Source organism: Streptomyces sp. NPDC006529, assembly GCF_040611795.1.
Classification (GTDB): Bacteria; Actinomycetota; Actinomycetes; order Streptomycetales; family Streptomycetaceae; genus Streptomyces.
The window spans coordinates 17,679-32,949 of the sequence record NZ_JBEXPB010000033.1 but is presented as its reverse complement, the minus strand read 5'-3'; the positions used below and the strand labels follow the sequence as shown (position 1 = coordinate 32,949).

Genomic DNA, 15,271 nt, shown 5'->3' with positions numbered 1-15,271 from the left:
GGCACAGCCCTGCCGCCTTGATCAACCGGATACTGATTGCCGATGACAGACCCACTGGACACGACGTCGGACCGCCGTCCGGGCGGTCGCACCGCCCGCATCCGCGCCCAGGTTCTCGATGCGGTGCGCGCCGAACTCGCCGAAGGCGGTCACGAAGGACTCACGATGGAGGGTGTCGCGACGCGGGCCGGAGTGCACCGCGCCACGGTCTATCGGCGTTGGCGCGACGTCGGCGGCCTGCTCGTCGACGTCATCGACGCCGCCGGCGAGATCGACTGGCAGCCGCCGGACACCGGCTCGCTGCGTGGCGATCTGACGGCCCTCAACCAGGAGATCCAGGAATCCCTGGTCGTACAGCCGTCGTTCGCCCTCGCCCTGATGGCCGCCTCGTTCCACTCCGAACAGGCCGCGCAGGCCCAGACGCGGCTGTGGACGGACCGGTACACCCAGTGCGAGGTCCTCGTCGAGCGCGCCATCGAGCGCGGTGAACTCCCCGCACAGCACACGGACGCGCGGGGCCTGCTGATCGCCGCCACGGCGCCGCTCTACCACCAGCTGGTGCTCATGCGTGCCGATCCGGACCCACAGCTCCCGGAACGGGCCGCGGAGGCAGCGGTCCTGGCGGCTGCCGCGGGTGCCTTCTCCGTCCGTCGGGAAGAGAGCGCGTGATCGACGGCGCTCCATATCCGTTCTCCGTAGCTATACGAGAACAGGGCCGACAGGACACATGCTGCACGGCCCGGTCGTAGGCACCGTCTGCGGCGGCCAGGGCCTCGCCCGGTCCAACGGACCGTGCCCTGGGCCCGAAGGCGGGCGCAGAACTCGTCCTCTCATGGGGGATTTTCCTCCAGAGGATGGGAGAGACGCTTGTTCAGCTGGTGGCGGGCTTCTCCGGACCAGTGGTCCTTTCGAGGAGGAGTCCTGCATGCGTGCACTGAGGCGTTCGGTGAGGATCGCTGCAATTGCCGGGACCGCGGCGCTGATGGCGGTGACGGGTATGGCCACATCGGCGCAGACAGCGGACGGGACGTTCTTTCACACCCGCGCCGACACGGGAGGCGAGACAGTCCTCGGCTCGACGCCGACCGGGCCGTGCGTCGCCACCCCAGGCGGTGCCCGTCAGGCGACCAACGACACGGACACAGATGCCCGCCTGTACACGAACAGCAGTTGCACGTCGTCCAGCAGGTTCCTCAGATCCCGGCAATCGGACGATTATGCGGCCCCGTTCCCGACGTACGTCACGTTCGGCTGATGCTCGCCCGTCCACACCGGAGTTGGTGAGGGCCGGCACTCCGCGCCCGCACCCCGACGAGCGACACCCGGGAACGACACCCTTTCGGCGGGGCGCCCAGCCTAAAGAGCACCTGCGCCGGCCTGGGTGCTTCATCTCCTCTCACGCCGAAGGTCCCCACTTGAACCGGGACGGGAACCTTCGCGTTCCAGGTCTCCGACAGCACGCCGCCGGCCCAGGTCCTCGATGTCACCTGCCGCGGGGAGGTGCTTTCCAACACGCTGCCGCCGGAGGTGCTGCACGTCGCCTCGGGCGCCTGCGGGCGGGGAACGGGTTGCGCTACCGTCCCGTCATGACGACTCCGTACGTCACCGATCCCGATGCCCTGGTGTGCGGGATCTGCCCGGCGACACGGCTTCCCCGCGGGGGGTTCGTGGTCTACGACCGGCCGTCCCGCGAGTGCCCGTTCAACCCGGCCGACGGGCACCGGTACACGGCCGACGGCGCCCCCGCGTGCGTCCACCCCCACAAGGTCGGCCTTGAGCCGGACCGCATTGCGCCACCGCCGGAGCCGGTCGTGGTGCCTGAACCGGTCCGACGGCGGCGCTGGTGGAACCGCTCGGCCGACTAGGCGGCTGCGAAGGCGATGTCGCACTCGCGCCCGGCCCGGTCCATGCCGATCGACGCGTCCCGCGCCCGGCCGTCCCGGTGAACGGACCCGCCGTCGGCGCCTCACATGTTGATCATATGTCCGGCCAGGCCGTGCACGGCCTCCTTGACGGCCTCGCCAAGGGTGGGGTGGGCGTGGACGTTGCGGGCGACCTCGTGCACGGTGAGGTCCCACTGCTGGGCCAGGGTCAGCTCGGGCAGCAGCTCGGTGACATCGGGGCCGATGAGGTGGCCACCGAGCAGCTCGCCGTACCTGGCGTCGCTGATCAGCTTGACGAAACCGGTGGTGTCACCGAGACCGTGCGACTTGCCGTTGGCGGTGAAGGGGAACTTGGCGATCCTGACATCGTGTCCGAGGTCGCGGGCCTGGGCCTCGGTGTAGCCGAAGCTGGCGATCTGGGGCTGACAGAAGGTGGCGCGCGGAATCATCGCGTAGTCGAGTTCCATGGTTTCCGCGCCGGCGAGGGTCTCGGCGGCGATGATTCCCATGGACTCGGCCGCGTGCGCGAGCATCAGCTTGGCCGTGACGTCGCCGATGGCGTAGATGTGCGGGACGGAGGTGCGGCAGCGACCGTCCACGTCGACGGCGCCGCGCTCGGTGACCTTCACGCCGGTGTTCTCCAGACCGTAGCCGGTGACGTTCGGGGCGAAGCCGATGGCCTGGAGGACCTTGTCGGCCTCCAGGACCTGCTGGGAGCCGTCCTTGCCGGTGACCGCGACCCGGACCTGCGGGCCGGACTCGTCGATGGACTCGACACGGGTCGAAGTGAGCACGTCGATGCCCAGTCGCCGATACTGCTTGGCCAGTTCGGCGGAGACCTCGGCGTCCTCCAGCGGCGCCATCCGGTCCAGGAACTCGACGATGGTGACCTTCACGCCGTAGTTGTGCAGGACGTAGGCGAACTCGATGCCGATCGCGCCCGCCCCGGCGATGACGATGGACTGGGGCAGCTCCTCCGCGAGGATCTGCTCCTCGTACGTCACCACCCGGGCACTGCGCTTGGTGCCGGGCAACAGCCGGGGCGTGGCGCCGGTGGCGATGATGCAGTGCTCGAAACCGATGGTGCGGGTCTCCCCGTCGTAACCGGTCACCTGGAGCGTGTGCGGGTCGAGGAAGGTTCCGCGGCCGTCGTACTCGACGATCTTGTTCTTCTTCATCAGGAAGTGGACTCCCTTGACGCGGCCGTCGGCGACCTTACGGCTGCGACGGTAGGCCTCGCCGTAGTCGAAGGAGACCTGTCCGTCGACCTTGATCCCGAACGTCTTCGCCTCACGGGTGAAGATGTGCGCGAGTTCGGCGTTGCGCAGGAGGGCCTTGGTCGGGATGCAGCCCACGTTCAGACAGACGCCGCCCCAGTACTTCTCCTCCACGACGGCGACGCGTTGTCCCAGCTGGGCGGCGCGCACTGCGGCGACATAGCCGCCGGGGCCGGCACCGAGTACGACGACATCGAAGTGCTCGTCCTGCTCCACCATGGGGCGTTCCTCTTCCTCGGTCGCGTTACCCACTCCGTGGTGAATTGTTCCGCTCCGCTGCGCCCGCCGCCACAGAGATCACCGTGGTGTGTCAAGATCGCCAGGGGAAGAGCCCTGTCGGCTACGCATGGGTTCCAGGTGTGTTGTGACGCGGGCCGCGGTCACCGGTGGTCGCACGCGACAGCGGGGACAGCGGCAAAGCCGACATCGGAGCACTACTGAATGTGGAAACGACTCAGAGCCGATACGCGGGGGACGATCTGTCTGTCACGGCTTGCGGCTCCGTCTTGCCCGAACGGGTGGGGCGGGCGCCGGCCAGTTGCTGACGGGGGCGTTGGCGCGGTGTGCGCGGATTGGCAGGGGCCGACCCCGCTCCGGCCGCTACCGTGCCTTGACGAGGACAGGATCGATCCACACTCCGCGGCCCCGTTGATCCGCGTAGGTGCAGCCGTCGGTTCCCAGGCTGATGCGGTAGGCGCCGCTCACGTCCAGGCTCACGGTCTCCACCGAGTCCCCGGGGCTCATGGTCAGCTCCTTCTTGCGGGCGCCCTCCACGTCGACGTAAAAGGTGATCGTGTGCCCCGAAGGGGTGTCATCGCTGACGCCGACACGACTGGTCAACGTCGTGTACCGGCGGTCCAGCTGCCAGGTGTGCTTGCTGCACAGTCCGCTCAGCGCAGTGGGGTACGAGCGGGTGTCGACCTGCTGCCCCCCTTTTATGTATTCGCCGTCCACCTCGACGGGAAGCAGATCACGAACGAGCGAGAACGGTCCGGTGCCGGATGTGGGAGGTGGCGACGCCCCACTGCCGGTGGGCCCAGTGGACGGAGCGGGCCCGGTGCCGTCCGGGGAGGCGGTGACGGTGACTGTCGCCGTGACCGTCTGAGTCACGGTTCTGGCCGTCGGTGAGTCCACGAAAGTGGGAAGGCCGAAAAACCCGAGTATGAGACCGAACACGGCGGTGATCGCCGACACGACGGCCGCCAGCTCCCCTAACCTCCTTGGCGGCGCGGGAGAGACGGGGACGCCCGCCTGCCCCGCCGGATCAGGAAGAGGGCCGTGCCCCGGTGGCGGCCCCACGGGCGGAGGAGGTCCTACCGGCTCAGGTGGTACGGCTGCACTCACTGATTCCCCCGCATCTGGGCTGCATCGCCGTTCGTTCGCCTACGTCTGGCATGTTCACGCGGTGTACAGCTGTATTCAACGGGATCGGACCACCTGCCACCAGATCCGCACCGGTCCTTGCGCGTGATCACACCGTGCTCGCCGGCTTGCTGTCCCACGGTGCGATGCACCGGCTTGGTGTCAACGGGTGTTGACGGTGACGCTTGGGGTGGTTGCCGCTGTCATGGGGCGGTACACCACCTCGGTCTCCACGGCCGTGGAAACGGTGCTTCATATGCACGCCCGGGTCTCGGCCGTGAGGCTTCCGGTACCCCGGGAGGCCAAAGGCCCGCAGCGCTCCTCGTGCGGCGGCTGCGGCTGCGTGATCTTCCTGACCGGCCCGGCCGCCGAGACCGGTCTGTGCAAGCTCTGCCGCGAGGAGGCCGACGCCGGCGCGACGGCCGCGCCCCATGGACCTCGGCGAGGCGGTCACCGCACTGATGGCCGAACGCGGCTGGGACGTCCCGGCAGCCGGCGCAGGTCTGCGCGAACGGTGGCCGGCCCTCGCCCCTGACGGTTCGCCCCCGCGTGGGCGGGGAGCACGACGGGGCACTCCTCGCGTACGGCCTCCCGGTCCGTCGGCGGCGGGACGTCGGCGAGGGCGTCCAGGGCGGCCCACGGACAGCGCCCGCCGCCCCCGGGCACGGCGGACGAAGGCGGACGCCCAGTGCGGGACCGGCCAGCGGGGCAGTCGCGTGAGGTTTGTCCCGGCCGGTTCCGTTCGACCACTGAAGGTCCGGGGAACACCGCGCGGTCCGGGCCGGGCGGGCAGGGCGCGCGGGCAGGGCCTCCGGGCCGGGGAGCGAGCAGCGTGCTGCTGTTCGCCTCCGTGGCCCGGAGGCACTGTTGGCTATGCGGCCCGCTGGGGGCCTATCGCTGGACGCGGGATCCGAGCAGTTCCACGAAGGACACCCGCTGCCTCAGCTGGTCGAAGTTGGTGACGTTCTGGCCGAAGATCGAGATGGACGCGGGACGGTTGTGGAGTCGCGCGTTGACGAAGTCGGAGAGGGCCGACCACTGGTTCTCCAGCCCCGCGTAGTCCGTGCCCAGGGCGGTGTCGGTGTGGTGGTAGAAGTTGCTGTAGGCGCGGTCGAGGATCGGTCCGAAGCGCGATGCCTCGGCGAACGCCTGTGCCATGAACAGCAGTTGGCGGCCGACGTCGTCCGTGTAGCCGGTGGCGGTCGAGAGAACGGTCGCCGCGTGGTACATGTTCTGCGGCGTGAGGCGGATGGTCTCCCTGTTGTTCCCGCCCGGCAGGCTGCTGTAGTTCCCGGTCCGGCCGAGCAGCCGGACGGGGCCGATGTTCAGGGCCCTGGAGAACGCGGCGCTGCGGTCGTCGTTGAAGGCGAAGTGGCGGTCGGGGCCGGCGCCCTGGGCGGCGTAGAAGCCAGCGAGGTAGAGGGTGTCAGGCCAGAAGTACAGGGAGACGAGGTCCCTGCCGCCGGTGTCACGGATGCGGACCTGGATGAGCCGCTCCTCGAAGTTGTCCTGGGTCTGGGTGATGCCCGTCTGGCCGGTCGTGTCTCCGTAGGACAGTGTGTGGATGGCGCCGATCACCCGGAAGTAGTTGGCGGCATGTTCCTGCCCGCCGTCGGTGATGCGCGAGACGTTGTAGTCGATGACGTTGTAGGTGGCGGATGCCGGGGTACTGAGGGTCGTCACCAGTCCCATGGCCACGGCCATGGAGAGCAGCATCGCGTAGAGCCTCTTGAGCACGGATATCGACCTTCTTCGTTCAACGGGGCCGGGCGGCGACTGGGCGGGGACGCCCGGAGTGTTGTCGCCGCGGTTGAACGTACGTCCACGCACGCGCCCCGAGTGGTCTGTACGTGCACCACGACGTGCCCGTTCGCGCACACCTCGCCGATGCCGCGCACGGGTACGGACATCACCGGTGAACCGTGTGGATGCACATGGGCAACAGCCCTTCACGGCCAGCCGACAGCCCTCGTTCTCCTCGTACGACGATCGGGTGCCGCTCCTGTTCAGAAGAGGGTGCGCCGAGCGGAATACCCCAAGCCCTCACTCTGAGGAAATGGCGGGTATGACGGCCTGTACCCATGCCCCATCACCGGGGTCATCTCCGCGGGTGCGGGGAGAAGCTGCACGATCTCATGCGCAAGCCCGTGCAGGGGTCATCCCCCGCGGGTGCGGGGAGCAGTCTTGCTGACCAGCCACTTTAGGTCGGGGGCTTTTTGAAACCACTCCCATCGCTACCGGCATATGGAACATGCCGCAGCAGTCCAAAATCGGATGCCCGCCCACCACTGCTGATGTGCCCAGTTCACCGAGCCATGCTCAAGACCTGTGGATCGGCCTCGGGAGGGGTGCCTCGCGGGATGCGGAGGGCGTACCTTCCCGAGTGATCGATTGAGCCCCCCCGGTAGACGCTGAGGGCACAGTCCCTGTCTCCCTCGAATCAGAGACAGGCCAACTCATCCTCAAACAGCTCACTTTCGGGCCCGCGAGCATGATGGACCTGCCCCGACCCGGCGTCTATGACGGGCACGCGGCATGGAACGGACGAGACGCCACGGCCGCCTACTACGACACATGCCTCCAGCGCGCTTCCGATCAGCAGTGGGGCGCGGAGCAGATCGGAGCAGCGTGGAAACAGTGCTCCACGGCTGAGCAGTACACGCTCGACCTCTGGTTCGTCAGGGAATCCGAACCCGAGGGCGAGGAATAGCCTTGGGGACGGCTCCCCGGGCATGGGGCCCGTGCCTTTCATCCACCGCAGGGACGGAGCCCTTGTCCCAGATCGCCTGCTCTGCCCCGTCGGCCTCGGGGCCGGCTGCTATTTCGGACCAGACCGGCTTGGTGTCCGTAGCCGGACGCCGGTGTGAACGGTCACGCATTTCCCCGGCCCGACGGTCACGCAATTCCCCAGGTGCTCGTGGTGGGGACGTCTGTCGGGTCGCGGGTCACTCTCACCAGAGCACGACGAGCAGGTGGCGCTTGGCCGCGTCGCGGTAGAAGTTTTGCATGGCGTCGAAGTGCCCCGCAGGTACGCCCTTCGCCCTCAGACCGCCGGTGACAAGGCGGCCTCCGACGCCATACCCGCGCTGCGGGTGACCGACACGCTGACCGCGTTCCTCCAGACCCCGCCCGAACTGCCCCGGTGCTCCGCAAGGGCGCGGTACCCCCGCCGACATGCTGTTCGCCGTGCCCGGCACGACGCTGCCACTGCCGTTCGTAGAGATCGACAACGGAACCGAGGGCCCGCCGATTCTCGCGAAGAAGATCACCGACTACCGCCGGTTCTTCGCCCGCACCGTGTCCCAGGACGCGCGCGATGTCGTTCTGTGGCGCACCGTGGCCTGGGTGCCCTTTCCGCGATCCTTCGGCAGGGCGCGGCCCGCTACAGCGCCCAGTCGAGGCCGAGCCCCTGCAGTGCGTCGAGTTGTCGGGGCGCCAGCTGTTCTGTGACAACAGCGACTGCACGAGGGTTACCTTCGCCGAGCAGGTCGAGGGACTGACCTGCCGCTACGGTCGGCGAACGCCAGTCCTCCAGCGGGCCATCGGTGTTCTTGATGTCATCCCTGCCGCTCGCGCCATGGTCCGGCTCAGCACGACTTGGACGTTGGTGATCCCTGCGTCCCACCGCCCCGGCCGACGGTAACTATTTCAGCCACCAAACTGCAACGGCGGGTGGTTTTCCAGCCGCGCACCCCCATGCATGCATGGTCAGATGTGATCAATCCCGCAGGTCAGAGGGGTGATGGTCAAGATCACAAAATATGGCGGACACGCTGGCGGCGTGATATCTGTTTGATCGATCATTACACCCGCATACGACTCGCTGGGGGCGATGTGTTGTCTGCGATGCCATCGGGGGCCGGCGCGTTGGAGTTACGTCTTCTCGGGCCACTCGAGATCCGAGTCGACGGGCAGCTGTTGGACATGTCCGCACCGCGGCTCAGAACGGTCCTGGGGACGCTCCTGCTGAGCCCCGGAGAGATCGTTTCCACTCGGCGCTTGGCGGAGAGCCTCTGGGAGGACAACCTTCCTGCGGATCCGGCCAATCAGGTCGCCGCCTGCATCTCCATGCTGCGCCGCATGTTCCGGCAGGGAGGAGTCTCGCAAGACCTCATCGTCACCCGGCGGCCGGGTTACCAGCTCATGACGGGGGCTGGGGTGCGCGTCGACACGATTGACTTCCGTGACCGGCAGGAAGACGCGCGCAGAGCCGACGAAGCAGGCGATCCCCGGCAGGCCCTGTCCCTGCTGAAATCGGCGCTGGGGCTGTGGCGCGGTCCGGTCCTGTCCGGGATGGACTGCCGGGCCTGGCAGCCTGAGCGCCGCCAGCTGGAGGAGGAGTACATCGCCCTGCGCGAGCACTGCTCCGATGTGCAGCTCGGTCTGGGGCTCAACGAGGACGTAGTCACGGAGCTGTCGGTATTCGTCGAGCAGTATCCGCTTCTCGAGCGGCCGCGCGCGCAGCTCATGCTGGCGCTCTTCCAGGCTGGCCGGCAGGCCGACGCACTCCAGATATACCGAGCCACGGCAGACCTGCTCCGTGAGGAGCTGGGGGTTTCACCGGGTGAGGACTTGCAGCAGGTGCACCAGAACATGCTGCACGGAACTGCGAACACCTCTGCCGCCAAGAAGACCTCTCGCGAGCGGACCCCGGCCCCGGCTCCGCATGCCGTTTCACTCACCAACCCATCCGGTCCGCCGTGCCAACTTCCAGGAGACCTGGCCGAGTTCGTGGGCCGCAGGCAGGAGATCGACACCCTGCAATCGGTGATCGCGCCCGGAAGCGGAACCGTACCGGTGGCGGTGATCGTGGGCCCGGGAGGCACGGGAAAGACTGTCCTCGCCGTCCACACGGCACATCAACTGCGTCAGACCTTCAATGAAGGGCAGCTGTACGTCAACCTCCGCGGCATGGACAGCGTTCCTGTGCCAGCAGAGGAGGCCCTGGCCCGTTTCCTGCGGGAGCTTGGCCTCTCGGGCGCGGCGATACCCGATTCTCTGGACGAACGCGCGGCACTCTTCCGCAGCCTCGTCGCCGGTCGACGGATGCTGTTGGTCCTGGACAACGCCCGCGACGCCCAACAGATCGGGCCGCTGCTCCCTGGAACGGACACGTGCGGAGTACTGGTCACCTGCAGAACCCGGCTCACGACCGTGCCCAATACGCACGTGCTCGAGCTGGATGTCCTGGGCCTGGAACAGGCCCACATGCTGCTCTGCCAGTTGGTTGGTGAGGAGCGTGTCGAGGCGGAGCCCGACGTGGCCCGCGAACTCGTCGAGTACTGCGGCCGCCTGCCGTTGGCCGTGCGGATCGTCGGAGCGAAGCTGGCTTCGAAGCCGCATTGGTCGCTGCGGAAAGCCGCCTCCCGGCTCGTGGACGAGCGCCGTCGACTCGACGAGCTCGCGCACGAAGGGCTGGAGGTACGCAGCAGCCTCGAGCTCTCACACCAAGGACTCAGTCCGCAGGCGCGCCGGCTGTTTCGCAGGCTGGCACTCCTGGCAGCGCCGGACTTCGCCGAATGGGTCTGCGCACCCCTGCTCAGCGTGCCCGTCCTGGAGGCGGAGGATCTTCTGGAGGAGCTGCTGGACGCCCGTCTCGTGGACGTCGTCACTCCCGTAGGCAGTCCCCAGGCGCGCTACCGCATGCACGACCTCGTACGGCTGTTCGCCTCGGAGTGCCTCGCCGAGACGGAGCCCGGCGTCGAGCGTGCGGCTGCCCTGAAACGTATCGCCTCGACCACCCTGGCCCTGGCGGATCTGGCGCACCGAGAGGTGTGTGGTGGGGACTTCACCGTAGTGCACAGCCTTGGCTCGCGGTCCTCCGTATCCGAGGACGTGACCAGGCTGGCGGCTGAAAACCCGCTCGGCTGGTACGAGGCTGACCGGTCGACCATCACCGCCGTTTGCGCCCACGCCGCAGAGCACGACGAGGACGAGATCGCCTGGGACATCGCCGCCACGTCCCGATGCCTGTTCAGCGTCCGGTTCCACTTCGACGACTGGCAGCACACGCACGAGCTCGCTCTCGCGGCCGTAAAGCGGCAGGGCAACAAGCGGGGGGAGGCGGCCCTGCTCTTGGGCCTGGGTGACCTGAACCTGACGCGGCGCCTCTACGACCGGGCGGTCCCGCTGTTGGAGCGGTCCCGGGAGCTATTCCTGGAGGTCGGGGACCGGCACGGGTACGCACTTGCCCTGCGCAAGGCCGCATGCGCGGACCGAGTCCAGGGACGGACCGCCATCGCGCTGGAGCGTTGGCGCGAATGCCTGCCGATCCTGCAGGAGGCAGCGGATCTTGAGGCGCAGACGCAGGTGCACCGATGGACGTCGCAGACCCTGCTGGAGCTGGACCGGAACGAAGAGGCCGAGGTTTCCCTGCGCATCGCGGTACGGATGGCCGAGTCGTTTAAGGGACGTAGTGCGGCGCAGGTCCACCTTGCTCAGGCAGATCTGCGGATGGCCCGCGGCGAGCTCGACGAGGCGGCGGCCGCGTACGAGACCAGTCTCCGCGCGACGAGTCGGCTCGGAGATCTTAGTGGCCGCTGTGCTGCTCTGCTGGGACAGGGGACGCTCGACGTACGACGACACCGGATCACGCAGGGGCAGCAGCGACTGGGCCAGGCCCTGGATCTGGCGCGCAGCATCCAGGATCCGTTGCTGGAGGTCGAGATCCTGCTGAGCCTCGCCGCCGCGCATGTGGCGCAGGACCAACCCGGTAAAGCCTTCGCACTGCTGACCGAAGGCGAGGAGTTGTGTCGCCGGATGGGCGCTGCTTCCCGGCGCGAGCGCTTCACCGCTGCCCTGGCGGGACTGCCCGGTCAGCCGACCGGCATCGCCGGCAGGCTGGTCGAATAGGTGTTGGCACCCTCCCGGGCGCGGATCACCACGGTCATCCTCCGGCGGGGGCCGGCCTCGACCTGCAGAGTGCGTTCGTCGCTCCACCCCCGCATCCGGAACTCGCCTTGGCCCAGATGCTCCAGAGCGCAGAAGGATTGTCCAGCCAGGACGAGCCGGGGCGCACCGCCGCACATGGCGATCTCTGCCGTGACGATGCCGCGCAGGGCGTTGCGCGGAAGGAAGTGCCCCGGCTGCTCCCAGTTCGCGAAGGATTCGGGGAGCGGGAAGCGGCACGCGTAGCGCCGTACCTCGTCCGGGCTGAGCGCCACCCGTGGGCGTAGTTCCAGCGACGCGGGGGCCGTCAGTCTGGCCTGGAGGCGCTGGGGGAACAGCCGGGCCAGTTCTGCGGTGTGGTAAAGGTCGATGACGAGGTGGACCAGCTCTTCACCCTCGTCGTTGACCAGGGCGTGCTGGCGCCAGGAAGCCGCGAACGATAGGGTGCCCGGGCTCCAGCGGTAGCTGTCTTCCACGAAGACGGCCCGCGCGCCGGCGCCGCTGACGATGGGTAGGTGTAGCCGGCACATTCCCCACGGCGGACCGCACTTCGCGGACTGCAGACCGGTGAACCGGGCACCGGGTGAGAGAGCCATGAGTCGCACGGATCGCAGTGGTGCCGGGAGCGACCGCAGGGCCTTCCGCAGGGCCGGCAGGCGCCGCAGCCAGGGTGTTGCCGCATAGTCCTGTAGGCTCGGCCCGCCGGTGTCGGTGAGGTTCGGGTCCCCGCCGAGGCTGTGGAGAGCCAGTATGCGGCGCCCCTGGACAGCTGCCAGGGGCGCACCACCCCACTCCGAAAGGCCGCTGATCTCGGCACGCAGCTGGTCGGGGTCGTACGCCACGGGAATTTCGGCGCTGTTGGGCAGCCCCCTCCCCAGCGGGTCGTGCATCCTCGGGATCTCGGTCACGGCTTCACCTGAACTGGTCGAACGCGAGCTTCACGACCATGCCGCTCACGACGACCAGCAGGACGATGCGGACAAAACCGGATCCGCGTTTCAAGGCGGTCCGCGCACCCAACGTTGCCCCGGCAATGTTGCAGAGGGCCATACCCGCACCCAGGAGCCAGAGCACCTGTCCCTGGGCCGCGAAGACAGTGAGCGCGCCCAGGTTCGTTCCCACGTTGACGACCTTGGCGAGCGCCGAACTCTGGAGGAACTCGAGCGACAGCAGGCTGGTGAAGATCATGATCAGGAATGTGCCGGTGCCGGGACCGAATACCCCATCGTAGAAGCCGATCCCGCAACCAGCGACCGTAACCACCATGAGTCGGCGGTGCCTGCTGATGATCTCCGCATCCTCGATGACCGAGCCGAAGTTCGGGCGGAGGGTGACGAATGCGGCCACGGCAATCAAAAGCGCCATGATCACGGGGCGGAACCAGTCGGCCGGCAGGCTCGAGGCCGACAGTGCTCCGAACCCGGCCGAGGGCACGGCCAGGGCCGCCGCTGGCAGCGCGACTGACCTGTCCAGCTTCGTTCGGCGGGCAAAAGTGACGGCCGCCACGGTGGTTCCGGTGATCGCCGTGAGCTTGTTCGTACCGAGTGCTGTAGAGGGGGGAAGGGTCGGAAAGGCCATCAGCAGCGCCGGGATGAGCACGAGTCCTCCGCCCCCGACCACGGCGTCCACCCAACCGGCCGTCGTCGCGGCGACGAGCAACCCGGTTATTCCTACGGCGTCCATCAAGCCCTTCCCATGATGCGTGACAAGCCGGTCGAAGACGTTGCGTTGACGAGGTCGGGTCTCACAGCACGCCAGTAATCTTCATGAGCGCGGGCAGGACCCGGGGGCGGGGCATCATCCGCTCGGCCCAGCGCGGAGTGGATCGCAGGGAGTAGCAGCGGCGCAGCCAGCGGTCTGTGCCGTCGAAGCGGGGCGTGAACGCGGACCGGCCGTGAGCCGCGATGTGGTTGTCCACGACGACCAGGTCCCCGGGCGTGAGCACGACCTCGTGGCATACCTCTTCCAACGCTTTCGACAGGGCCTGCAGAGCCCTGGTGGCCGAGGCGTCGACGCTGGTCGTGGTGTGGGAGTTGAAGCGCATGAACAGGTCAGGCTCCTGGCCGAACAGCACCGGGTGAAGGCCCGACGACGGGCGAGGCCCCGCGATGTGGCGGGAGAACGACGTCGGGTAGGCACTCTTGAACACGGGGGTGCGCAGAATCTCCCGCTGCCCCTCCGTCAGCAGGGCATATGCCTCGCGGACCGATGCGACGCGGGTGGCCGCTACCCCTTCGTGGTCCTGGCGGAGACAAAGTAGACCCAGGAAGTCGGGACGAAGGGGGTGGTGCACGTTCTCGGTGTGGAAGTCGAAGGCCACCGATCCGCTGTTCTCGATGCGCTGTTCCTCACCAGGGACAGGGTGGACCTCGTGGATCAGATTCCCGTCCTTCTCGTCCTCGTATCCGACGAGGTTGCCGAGCAGGTCCGCCACAAGGGTCAGCAGCCCGGCCGAGCCGTGCTCTGCGAGCTCGCCGGCACGGTGCTCCAGCGGGGTGGCGGGGAGCTCGCCCACCGGCAGGCCCCTGATGAGGAAGTAGCCCTGCCGGGAGGCGCCTGCGGAGAAGTCGATCAGCTCAGATCGCAGCCCCGACGGCATGTTGAGCAGCAGATCGCTCAGATCGGAAACGTTCTCCGCCTTGCGAGCCGCCGCGCTCAAGGCGAGTTCCCACATGGTCCTGGCGTCGGTTCCCGACAGCTGATGTCCACTGCGCGTGGTCGTCGTCGCGTGCACAACTGGCTCCTGTGTCAAGGCTCTGTGCCTGATCTCCTGACCAGGCGCAACAGACGCTACGGAGGGCTCCTGCGGATTCGATGTCAAGTCTCTGTCGAAGCCGTGCGGAGGCCGAACAGGATGATCACGTAGCTTCCCCGGACGTCACCTCACACACAACCCAAGGGGAGGTAGCCGTGCCTGATCCACACCACACAGGCAAGGAAGGCGAACGCGTCTCGGACCGGACCTTCCAAGTACTCGGGGCGATACGAGGCCTGGGCGACGGCCCGCACGCGCTGCGCGCCATCGTCGGCCGGACCACACTCAGCCGCTCCACTGTCCAGCGCCACATCGTGTCGGGCCTGCGGAACGGATTCATCCGGCAGCCCAGTCACGGGCATTACGCCCTGGCCGACGAGCCGGAGAACTGGACCATCCCGGCACACCAGGCACTGCTCGCCCCGGGTGCAAGCAAACAGTCCCTCGCCGCGCTCAGCCGGGAGTCCGGACACACGGCGAGCCTGCACGTGGCGGTCCTGACCGATGTACCCATGCAGATGTGCGTCGCCCGGCAGTCGGAAACTGCAGATCCGCAGCTACCGCATGAAGAGCTGGGCAGCCCCCACCCACTCGACGCCGACGCCGCCGGACTCGCGATCCTGGCCCATCTGGACCTTCCCCACACGGACCTCGAACAGCGTCAGGCGATCAGGTGCCGCGGCTGGGTCGCATCGGCCGGCCCCGCGGCGGGGACCCTGATGATCGCCGCTCCGATCATCAGATTCGGCGTTCCGGTCGGGTCGCTGAGTCTGATAGGGCTGGCAGAGGCCTTTCGCAGCACGCTCCCCCACTGTGTGGGCTCACTGCGCCGTGCCGTCACGGCGCTCTCGAGGGCTGCCGTCCAACCGGCGGCGGGCCGGTCGCATCGAACACTCCAAAATGACCACACATAGCAAAGAGGAAAGGTGCCCCTGAGCCTTCGGGCGCAGGGGCACCTTTCCTCTTTCTAGTAAACGTATCGCGCCCAGCCCTGACCGGGAACGTATACCTCATGTCCCTTCCGGTTGACGTATGCGGTGCCGCAGTCGGCAGTAGCGCTCCCCGTGCCGGAAATGGATCCACTGGTCCTCTGGAACGAGCCACCG

13 protein-coding genes are annotated in these 15,271 nt (G+C 67.9%); 7 read left to right on the top strand and 6 right to left on the bottom strand.

Translation table 11 applies throughout. The annotated features are described in order from the left end of the window. Window positions 1-42: 42 nt before the first annotated feature. The 3 genes from ABZY31_RS21940 to ABZY31_RS21930 all read left to right on the top strand — a co-directional run bounded on the left by ABZY31_RS21940 (window position 43) and on the right by ABZY31_RS21930 (window position 1,865). Complete coding sequence (locus tag ABZY31_RS21940) at window positions 43-669, top strand: TetR/AcrR family transcriptional regulator (protein WP_356412828.1); 627 nt, start codon at window positions 43-45, stop codon at window positions 667-669. A gap of 256 nt (window positions 670-925) precedes the next feature. Further along, the gene (locus tag ABZY31_RS21935; RefSeq protein ID WP_356412826.1) at window positions 926-1,255 is read left to right on the top strand and encodes a hypothetical protein; all 330 of its coding nucleotides are present in this window, start codon (window positions 926-928) and stop codon (window positions 1,253-1,255) included. 331 nt (window positions 1,256-1,586) lie between these two features. Continuing rightward, window positions 1,587-1,865 (top strand): hypothetical protein, encoded by a 279-nt coding sequence (locus ABZY31_RS21930; protein WP_356412824.1) that lies wholly within the window; start codon window positions 1,587-1,589, stop codon window positions 1,863-1,865. Between the two features lie 101 nt (window positions 1,866-1,966). Here the strand turns inward: ABZY31_RS21930 and lpdA are convergent, their stop codons facing one another. The 3 genes from lpdA to ABZY31_RS21915 all read right to left on the bottom strand — a co-directional run bounded on the left by lpdA (window position 1,967) and on the right by ABZY31_RS21915 (window position 6,259). Further along, the gene (lpdA, locus tag ABZY31_RS21925; protein ID WP_356412906.1) at window positions 1,967-3,379 is read right to left on the bottom strand and encodes a dihydrolipoyl dehydrogenase; all 1,413 of its coding nucleotides are present in this window, start codon (window positions 3,377-3,379) and stop codon (window positions 1,967-1,969) included. A 381-nt stretch (window positions 3,380-3,760) separates the two neighbouring features. Continuing rightward, a complete protein-coding gene (locus tag ABZY31_RS21920) occupies window positions 3,761-4,114 on the bottom strand; it encodes an NPCBM/NEW2 domain-containing protein (RefSeq protein ID WP_356412822.1) in 354 nt (117 codons plus the stop codon). A gap of 1,299 nt (window positions 4,115-5,413) precedes the next feature. Then, complete coding sequence (locus ABZY31_RS21915; RefSeq protein WP_356412820.1) at window positions 5,414-6,259, bottom strand: ribosome-inactivating family protein; 846 nt, start codon at window positions 6,257-6,259, stop codon at window positions 5,414-5,416. A 754-nt stretch (window positions 6,260-7,013) separates the two neighbouring features. Between ABZY31_RS21915 and ABZY31_RS21910 the strand changes: the two genes are divergently transcribed. From ABZY31_RS21910 to ABZY31_RS21900, 3 genes are all read left to right on the top strand, one after another. Then, the gene (locus tag ABZY31_RS21910) at window positions 7,014-7,232 is read left to right on the top strand and encodes a hypothetical protein (protein ID WP_356412818.1); all 219 of its coding nucleotides are present in this window, start codon (window positions 7,014-7,016) and stop codon (window positions 7,230-7,232) included. A 464-nt stretch (window positions 7,233-7,696) separates the two neighbouring features. Next, window positions 7,697-7,972, top strand: coding sequence for a hypothetical protein (locus ABZY31_RS21905; protein WP_356412817.1), 276 nt, complete (start codon window positions 7,697-7,699; stop codon window positions 7,970-7,972). 246 nt (window positions 7,973-8,218) lie between these two features. Continuing rightward, the gene (locus ABZY31_RS21900) at window positions 8,219-11,374 is read left to right on the top strand and encodes a BTAD domain-containing putative transcriptional regulator (protein WP_356412904.1); all 3,156 of its coding nucleotides are present in this window, start codon (window positions 8,219-8,221) and stop codon (window positions 11,372-11,374) included. On the opposite strand, the gene ABZY31_RS21895 is transcribed toward ABZY31_RS21900, so the two are convergent. The 3 genes from ABZY31_RS21895 to ABZY31_RS21885 form a co-directional block, all read right to left on the bottom strand. Then, window positions 11,338-12,318, bottom strand: a complete 981-nt coding sequence (locus ABZY31_RS21895; RefSeq protein ID WP_356412816.1) for an aspartyl/asparaginyl beta-hydroxylase domain-containing protein — start codon at window positions 12,316-12,318, stop codon at window positions 11,338-11,340. The genes ABZY31_RS21900 and ABZY31_RS21895 overlap by 37 nt on opposite strands. 4 nt (window positions 12,319-12,322) lie before the next feature. After that, on the bottom strand, window positions 12,323-13,093 hold the full coding sequence (locus ABZY31_RS21890) for a TSUP family transporter (protein WP_356412814.1): 771 nt from the start codon (window positions 13,091-13,093) through the stop codon (window positions 12,323-12,325). Window positions 13,094-13,154: 61 nt separating this feature from the next. Beyond that, window positions 13,155-14,144, bottom strand: a complete 990-nt coding sequence (locus tag ABZY31_RS21885) for a TauD/TfdA family dioxygenase (RefSeq protein WP_356412812.1) — start codon at window positions 14,142-14,144, stop codon at window positions 13,155-13,157. Between the two features lie 176 nt (window positions 14,145-14,320). Here ABZY31_RS21885 and ABZY31_RS21880 point away from each other — a divergent pair, with 176 nt between their 5' ends. Beyond that, window positions 14,321-15,079: a hypothetical protein gene (locus tag ABZY31_RS21880; protein WP_356412810.1), complete on the top strand. Its 759-nt coding sequence runs from the start codon at window positions 14,321-14,323 to the stop codon at window positions 15,077-15,079. Window positions 15,080-15,271 lie beyond the last annotated feature (192 nt).

Bases quoted from the DNA above. Each gene is read 5' to 3' on its own strand.
- ABZY31_RS21940 (WP_356412828.1), top strand. From the start codon at position 43: ATGACAGACCCACTGGACACGACGTCGGACCGCCGTCCGGGCGGTCGC.
- ABZY31_RS21935 (WP_356412826.1), top strand. From the start codon at position 926: ATGCGTGCACTGAGGCGTTCGGTGAGGATCGCTGCAATTGCCGGGACC.
- ABZY31_RS21930 (WP_356412824.1), top strand. From the start codon at position 1,587: ATGACGACTCCGTACGTCACCGATCCCGATGCCCTGGTGTGCGGGATC.
- lpdA (WP_356412906.1), bottom strand. From the start codon at position 3,379: ATGGTGGAGCAGGACGAGCACTTCGATGTCGTCGTACTCGGTGCCGGC.
- ABZY31_RS21910 (WP_356412818.1), top strand. From the start codon at position 7,014: ATGATGGACCTGCCCCGACCCGGCGTCTATGACGGGCACGCGGCATGG.
- ABZY31_RS21905 (WP_356412817.1), top strand. From the start codon at position 7,697: ATGCTGTTCGCCGTGCCCGGCACGACGCTGCCACTGCCGTTCGTAGAG.
- ABZY31_RS21900 (WP_356412904.1), top strand. From the start codon at position 8,219: ATGCATGCATGGTCAGATGTGATCAATCCCGCAGGTCAGAGGGGTGAT.
- ABZY31_RS21890 (WP_356412814.1), bottom strand. From the start codon at position 13,093: ATGGACGCCGTAGGAATAACCGGGTTGCTCGTCGCCGCGACGACGGCC.